8 protein-coding genes are annotated in these 7,243 nt (G+C 45.1%); 7 read left to right on the top strand and 1 reads right to left on the bottom strand.

Annotated features, from left to right (window positions below; genetic code table 11):
- The first annotated feature begins 416 nt into the window (after positions 1-416).
- The 7 genes from JK130_RS09270 to JK130_RS09240 all read left to right on the top strand — a co-directional run bounded on the left by JK130_RS09270 (position 417) and on the right by JK130_RS09240 (position 6,479).
- A complete protein-coding gene (locus JK130_RS09270; RefSeq protein WP_246587743.1) occupies positions 417-752 on the top strand; it encodes a hypothetical protein in 336 nt (111 codons plus the stop codon).
- Positions 753-1,253: 501 nt separating this feature from the next.
- A complete protein-coding gene (locus JK130_RS09265) occupies positions 1,254-2,168 on the top strand; it encodes a M14 family metallopeptidase (protein WP_218354030.1) in 915 nt (304 codons plus the stop codon).
- Between the two features lie 86 nt (positions 2,169-2,254).
- The gene (locus JK130_RS09260) at positions 2,255-2,425 is read left to right on the top strand and encodes a hypothetical protein (protein ID WP_218354029.1); all 171 of its coding nucleotides are present in this window, start codon (positions 2,255-2,257) and stop codon (positions 2,423-2,425) included.
- Positions 2,418-2,618 carry a DUF1289 domain-containing protein gene (locus JK130_RS16820; RefSeq protein WP_218354028.1) on the top strand — a complete coding sequence of 67 codons (201 nt, stop codon included), beginning with the start codon at positions 2,418-2,420 and terminating at the stop codon, positions 2,616-2,618. The genes JK130_RS09260 and JK130_RS16820 overlap by 8 nt, the downstream gene beginning before the upstream one ends.
- A gap of 89 nt (positions 2,619-2,707) precedes the next feature.
- Positions 2,708-3,658 carry a tRNA dihydrouridine(16) synthase DusC gene (gene dusC / locus JK130_RS09250; RefSeq protein ID WP_218354027.1) on the top strand — a complete coding sequence of 317 codons (951 nt, stop codon included), beginning with the start codon at positions 2,708-2,710 and terminating at the stop codon, positions 3,656-3,658.
- Positions 3,659-3,774: 116 nt separating this feature from the next.
- The gene (locus JK130_RS09245; RefSeq protein WP_218354026.1) at positions 3,775-5,199 is read left to right on the top strand and encodes an amidohydrolase; all 1,425 of its coding nucleotides are present in this window, start codon (positions 3,775-3,777) and stop codon (positions 5,197-5,199) included.
- On the top strand, positions 5,196-6,479 hold the full coding sequence (locus JK130_RS09240) for an amidohydrolase family protein (RefSeq protein ID WP_218354025.1): 1,284 nt from the start codon (positions 5,196-5,198) through the stop codon (positions 6,477-6,479). Before JK130_RS09245 ends, JK130_RS09240 begins: the two co-directional genes overlap by 4 nt.
- A 92-nt stretch (positions 6,480-6,571) precedes the next feature.
- Here JK130_RS09240 and JK130_RS09235 read toward each other — a convergent pair whose 3' ends face one another.
- Positions 6,572-7,243: an arylesterase gene (locus JK130_RS09235; protein WP_343210992.1), complete on the bottom strand. Its 672-nt coding sequence runs from the start codon at positions 7,241-7,243 to the stop codon at positions 6,572-6,574.

The following is a 7,243-nucleotide window of genomic DNA, read 5'->3' as shown; positions in this document are numbered from 1 at the left end:
CCCCTTCGTCTAGAGGCCTAGGACACCGCCCTTTCACGGCGGTAACAGGGGTTCGAATCCCCTAGGGGACGCCATTTTAAAAAGACCAGCTGATTTAGCTGGTCTTTTTTGTATCCGCTGTAATAAAGTTTGGCCTACCGTCCAACCTAACCCCCTGATTGCTAAAAGTAATTAAAAATAAGTAATATCGTCATTAACTAAGTAAGAATTTCCTGATCAATTTTCTCTATTTGCTTAAATCCATTTGAATTTGTTGATATTTTCACTTTTTTACATCCATCTTATCGCTTTTGTCGTACATAATTCCAATCGCTTGCAAGTCGTGAGCAGGCCATTTGACAATTTTGCTTTGCAAATATTAAAAGTTGGCGCGACATGTGCTTGCTATATATTGTTTTTATATCTTGGAGGATGCCATGAATAAGTTTCAAAAAATAATCGCCTTATCTGCAGTCGTTTTTGCCGTTACGGGTTGTGATGTAGATAAAACAGAAAAAGGCGAAATGCCGAGTGTAGATGCTGACGGCGGCGAAATGCCAGAATACGAAGTAAAGAAAACTGACGAAGGCGAAATGCCAGATGTTGACGTAGAAGGCGGTGAAATGCCTGAGTATGACGTTGATACTGCAGACGTCGATATTGATACTGAAACAGAAACTGTTGAAGTTCCTGAAGTTGAAGTAACAACTGAGGAAGAAACAGTAGAAGTACCAGAAATTGAAGTAGATATGCCAGAAGATGACGAAAAATAATCGTCATTAACTAGTTAAAAACGGCGCGATTTTGCGCCGTTTTCTATTTGCGCACACGTACCTGAAGTTTTCAGCTGTGCAATTTATTTTAAAAAGTTAAACACCGAACAGATTCAAGTTAAAGGATGGAAATATAGAATAGCGAGAATCTCCCAAAAATTATTTTTTTACATCCTCAGCTCATTCTGCTCAACTTTTTCACCTAAGATTTCGGTAATACTAGTTCGCATCGACGCATTTTACGCCTCTATAAACTCATTTAACGCACGCGGGCCCTCAAGCTTGAACCGGTGACCAAAAATAAAATAGAGCGCCGCATCAAATCCATAGTTTGTTGTTATCTCTAAAACCAAAATTATTCTTATTAATAAGCTGTGACAAAGAAGCGTTTGAACGCGATGTACAATATTTGGCACATGCGTATTAAACAAATTTACCCGGTCACTGAAGCTATTTTTTGGCTATGTTAGTATTTACTCTTTTGCAACAAAGAGTGGAACTATGCAGTCTTATTCCATTGGGGAGTCTGGTAAACCCTGGAACAATGAACATAAAGCCCAGTGGCTGGCAGAACAATCGGTAAAGCGCAGCTATAACGATGAAGTACTGGCTAAGCTACCCACCAGTTTGAAAGGCTTTAAAGTAGTGCAGTATGGGGCTTTACCTTATGATGTGGATCGTTACCCTCTTCACGCGGTAGTGAGTGACTCAATGTCTCAAACAAAGCCTTCAATACTTGTTACCGGGGGGGTACACGGTTACGAAACCAGCGGTGTACAAGGTGCGCTGCACTTTATTAACAATGAGATGGCGCTCTATGCATCACGTTTTAATATTGTAGTCGTACCTTGTGTCAGCCCATGGGGTTACGAGACGATTAATCGCTGGGATCCGCTGGCGCTAGACCCAAACCGGTCGTTTTTTGCAGACAGCCCGGCGCCCGAAGCAGCGCAGATTATGGCTTTTTTAGCCTCTTTAGATACTACTTTTCTGGCACATATTGATTTACACGAAACCACCGACACGGACAACAGCGAATTCAGGCCAGCCTTAGCTGCACGCGAGGGGACAGTTAATCATAACTGGAATATTCCAGACGGTTTTTATACGGTAGCTGATTCGCAGCGGCCTCAACTTGAATTTCAAAAAGCAGTGGTTGAGGCGGTAAGCCAAGTCACTCATATAGCCCCGGCAGATGAAGAAGGACGCTTAATTGGTGAGCCTATTCAAAGCGAGGGGGTGATATGCTACGACAAGAAAAAGCTGCATTTGTGTGGTGGCATGACGGATGCGCCTTATGTGACGACCACTGAGGTCTATCCCGACAGTCCCAATGCTACGCCTCAAATTTGTAATAAAGCTCAGGTTGCCGCTATTTGTGGCGCGCTGGACTTTATTCTGGCGGCGAATATCTAGCTTTATTTCGTAAGTCTCAAAAAGCCGCTTGAACGTTTAGACGTCTAGATGTATATTTTAGGCCTGTTATTCACAGGTCTTTTTTTATGTTTACGTATCGCGCCCTTATTTACACCGGAACCCATCAACAATGGGTAAATCTTGAGGCTTGTTCACAAGAAGAGGCGGTAAAACAGCTACAGGCACGTTTTGAAGTATTTGTATGTTTGTGGATAAAGGGGCAGCCAGCTGACAAAGCTAAACTCAATAATGGGTAACAATAACTCTCCGCCGCAGCGGGTCTCATCGTGTATTGGTTGTTGTAAGTTAGCTAGCAATAACCGGTGTGAGGGCTGCAAGCGGAGTATAAGCCAAATCAAAGCCTGGCCCACTTTGACTCACTTGCAGCGTATGCAGATTATTAATGCTTGTAATAGTCGCACAAAAGAAACCCATGAACGAAGCCTCTAAGTAGCGGCTACCACTAAGTTTAATGGCCTCAGTAATGGTGATTTGTTACACTTCGCGCCCTTATTTTAGACAAGATACCGCAGCGTACTATGAATGTTATGTTGGCCCCGATGGAGGGTGTGGTTGATCACCTGATGCGTGAAATGCTCACCGAAGTAGGTGGCTTTGATCTTTGTGTCACCGAATTTATTCGGGTGGTAGACCAAAAGCTGCCACCAAAAATCTTTTATCGATTGTGTCCCGAGCTTTACAACAACGGCAAAACCAAAGCGGGTGTGCCGGTACGTGTTCAGCTGTTAGGACAACACCCACAGTGGTTGGCCGAAAATGCTATGACCGCGGTCGAGCTTGGCTCTCCGGGGGTCGATTTAAATTTTGGGTGCCCGGCCAAAACCGTGAATAAAAGCAAAGGCGGGGCAGTATTACTCAAAGAAACGCAAACACTGTACGACATCGTCAATACTGTACGCCAGGCGGTAGATAAAAGCATGCCCGTAACGGCTAAAATTCGCCTTGGTTTTGAAGACAAATCCCTAGCAATTGACAACGCTATTGCTATTGCCGAAGCAGGCGCTACTCACCTTGTGGTCCATGCTCGCACCAAAACTGAGGGTTACCGCCCTCCCGCTTACTGGGACTGGATAGCCCGTATTCGACAGCATATTTCTATACCGGTAATCGCAAATGGCGAAATATGGAGTGCAGAAGATGCGGTACGATGTCAGCAGCAATCGCAATGTAACGATTTAATGATTGGGCGTGGAGCCTTGGCTTTACCCAACCTGGCGCGTTGTATAAAACAGAACGAGTCGCCGATGGCCTGGCCCGAGCTGGCGTCACTATTAATTAAGTATTCGGGTTACGAAATTTACGGTGACAAAGGACGCTATTATCCAAATCGTATAAAACAATGGTGTGGATATCTTAAGCGCCAATATCCCCAGGCCGAATTATTATTCAACGATATTCGGCGTCTGAATAAAGCCGATGACATTGTAGAAGTACTACGCCGTCAGTCCTCGCAAGAGTACGTTGCTTAGTCTCAATAGCACTTCATTTTGAAAAATGCTTAAAGTAGCGTTAATGTGGTCTAAATACACAACAATAACAAAACGAATAAGACTCTTATTCTCAACACAAAGGTATTACAAAATTCATGGCACACTCACGCTCGCATTTAACTCTTGCGTTGGCCTGTTTGGTTCCGTTATTTGTTACTGGATGTCAGTCTACCCAGAACAAAAACACCGACAGTACAACCACTAATAAAGTCAGTCTAGATACAAATCCTTACCCCAGCACTTACACACCATTGCAAAGCCAGCCTACTGTTATTACTAACGTTACTATTTTAGATGGTGCGGGTAAGCGTATTGAAAACGGCATGATTTACTTTGCCGAGGGTAAAGTACAGGCCGTTGGCCAGGGCCTCGATTATCCTTCAGATGCCAATGTTATCGATGGTAAAGGTAAGTGGGTAACACCGGGTGTCATTGATAACCACAGTCATCTGGGCGTCTATCCTTCGCCTTCTATTGGTTCTTTGGCCGATGGTAACGAAATGGTTAAACCTGTGACCCCAGGGGTGTGGGTTGAGCATTCGGTATGGCCACAAGATGCGGGTTTCGGCCGGGCCTTAGCAGGCGGAGTGACTTCGTTACAAATTTTACCAGGATCAGGTAATTTGTTTGGCGGGCGTTCGGTGGTGCTTAAAAATGTACCCAACCGTTCTATGCAGGACATGAAGTTTCCCGATGCACCCTACGGAATGAAAATGGCGTGTGGCGAAAATCCTAAACGTGTATATGGTCAAAAAGGCGGCCCTATGACACGCATGGGAAATGTCAGAGGCTATCGACAGGCCTGGTCTGATGCGCAGGATTATATGGCTAAGTGGGATAAATACGAACGCGAGTTTGAGGCGGGAAAAAATCCGACACCTCCTAAGCGTGACCTCGATCTTGAAACCATGGCAGGCGTGCTAGATGGCGATATTTTGGTGCATATGCATTGTTATCGAGCCGATGAAATGGTCACTATGATGGATATGATGCAAGAATTTGATTATCAGATTAGCTCATTTCACCATGCGGTAGAATCGTACAAAATTGCTGATCGCCTAAAAGAAAATAATGTATGTTCATCGATGTGGGCAGACTGGTGGGGCTTTAAAATGGAAGCCTATGACGGCATTCGTGAAAATATCCCAATGGTAGATGCGGCCGGAGCCTGTGCAATTGTGCATTCTGACAGCGAATTAGGTATTCAGCGCTTAAATCAGGAAGCAGCAAAAGCCTGGTCTGATGGCAAGCGTGCAGGTATAGACATTAGCATGGCTGATGCCTGGGCCTGGTTATCAGCTAACCCTGCCAAATCAATGGGGATATTCGACAAAACCGGCTCACTGGAAACCGGTAAAAATGCCGATATTGTACTGTGGAATGGCAATCCGTTTTCAACCTACACCAAAGCCGAGAAAGTATACATCGATGGTGGCCTTGCGTTTGATTTAAACGATGCACAGTCACAACCCGTCAGCGATTTTGAAACGGGCCAAAAAGCGGAAGGAGAAGCACAATGAAAAAACTAATGATTGCCGCTTTAGTATCGGCAGCTTGTTGTTCATCCGCTTTGGCTGCCAATATCGCCATTGTGGGTGGAAAAGTTCACACTCAAACCGAACAGGGCGTGATAGATAACGCCACGGTGTTCATTAAAGACGGCAAAATTGAACGGATATCTCAAAGTAGCGACATACCTTCAAACTATGAGCGTATTGATGCTAATGGTAAAGTCGTTACCCCGGGTCTGGTTGGCGCGATGACCTCGTTAGGCCTGGTCGAAGTTGCCTCGTGGGCGGGCATTGTTGATGCTTCGGTGAACAATGCCAGCATTTCAAATACGGGCGCCGCATTTGATGTCAGTTATGCCATTAATCCTGACTCAACATTAATGGAGGTCTCCAGACTTGAAGGTATTACCTCCGCGGCTACCACACTTTCAAATACCGATCATTTATTTCAAGGGCAGGGCAGTATTATTTCAGTTGGTGCCGAAGCGCCGCTTCTTAAACCCCGTGCGTTTATTGTATTGGATGTGGGTGCTAGTGCGGCCAAAAACTCCGGAGGATCGCGTGCATCACTGTGGGTAACCTTGCAGTATTTGTTTGATGAAGCAAAGACATTGGGTGACATACCCACGCCGGGCGACACCTGGCAGGGATTAAATACACGTGCAGATTTATCGGTGTTAAAAAAAGTACTGGCGGGCGATATTCCGCTGGTGATGGAAGCCAATCGTAAGTCTGACATTTTACAAATATTGTCGTTCAAAGACAGATACCCACAAACAAACATCGTATTGATGGGCGGTGCTCAGGCGTGGCGTGTTGCCGACCAACTGGCTAAGGCGAACATTCCGGTTATTATTAATCCAGAAATGAATCTGCCGTCCAGCTTTGATGCGCTTGGTGCCTCGATGGAAAACGCTGCTCGTCTTGAAGCGGCCGGCGTTACGCTTGCCATTGGTATGGAAACCCACAATATTCGTCTGGCCACTCAGCATGCCGGTAACGCTGTAGCAAATGGACTGTCTCATGAAGCCGCGTTAGCGAGTTTAACCAGCAATCCTGCTCGCATTTTTGGGGTTCAGGACTCGGTCGGCAGTTTACGCAATGGCGCGCGCGCCGATGTTGTGATTTGGAGTGGCGATCCACTTGAAGTTACAGAGTATGCCGAACAGGTGTTTGTAAATGGTGAAGCGGTTGAAATGCGCAGTCGGCAAACCGATTTACGTGACCGTTACATGAACTATCAGAATGACGATAGCACACCGCCACAATATATTGAGCCTAATCAGTAAAGGCTGAAGCACAAAAAACCTGATGTTTGCCGCATCAGGTTTTTTTATGTTCAATCATGATGTTGTTATTCAAATACTAACCGGACAAACGCTTAATTCATTTCAAAAATGAGGGGTTTTAGTTTGTTGTTCATATACTCGGCAATAAGAGGCTGCGCTTCTTTATTCGGATGAATACCGTCGTTTTGCATTAAATCTTTGTTAAGTGCTACCGATTGTAAAAAGAAGGGAATAAGCACAACGTCATGTTTTTTAGCCACTTCATCAAACGCCTCGCCAAACATAGTGGTATAGCGACGTCCGTAATTTGAAGGGATTTCCATGTCTTGTAAAATGACTTTTGCCCCCGATTGCTGGGCCAGACGAATCATTTTATTGAGGTTCATTTTTAGTTTATCAACCGGATGCCCCTGTAGACCATCGTTACCGCCCAGCTCAATAAGCACGTGGCTGGGCTCATGTTGTTTTAGTAACCTGGGAAGGCGTGCTAAACCTCCATCGGTGGTTTCGCCGCTTATCGCAGCATTTATCACTTCAATCCTACGCGCATCGGCAGCCCACAAGTTTTGTAACAAATTTACCCAGCCCTCATGCTGTTGTAAACCATAGCCTGCGCTTAAGCTGTCACCCACAACCAGTAGCGTTTTTTGCTGACTTTGAGATTGAGCAGTTCCGGCTAGAGATTGATCTGCTAACAGCAAAAAGGGTAAAAATAACAATGCGACAGAGAACTGTCTAAAACCACGAGAAATTTGAATGAACAC

This window comes from Alteromonas lipotrueiana (assembly GCF_019249245.1).
Lineage (GTDB): Bacteria > Pseudomonadota > Gammaproteobacteria > Enterobacterales > Alteromonadaceae > Alteromonas > Alteromonas lipotrueiana.
This window is presented reverse-complemented; position numbering and strand designations above follow the sequence as displayed.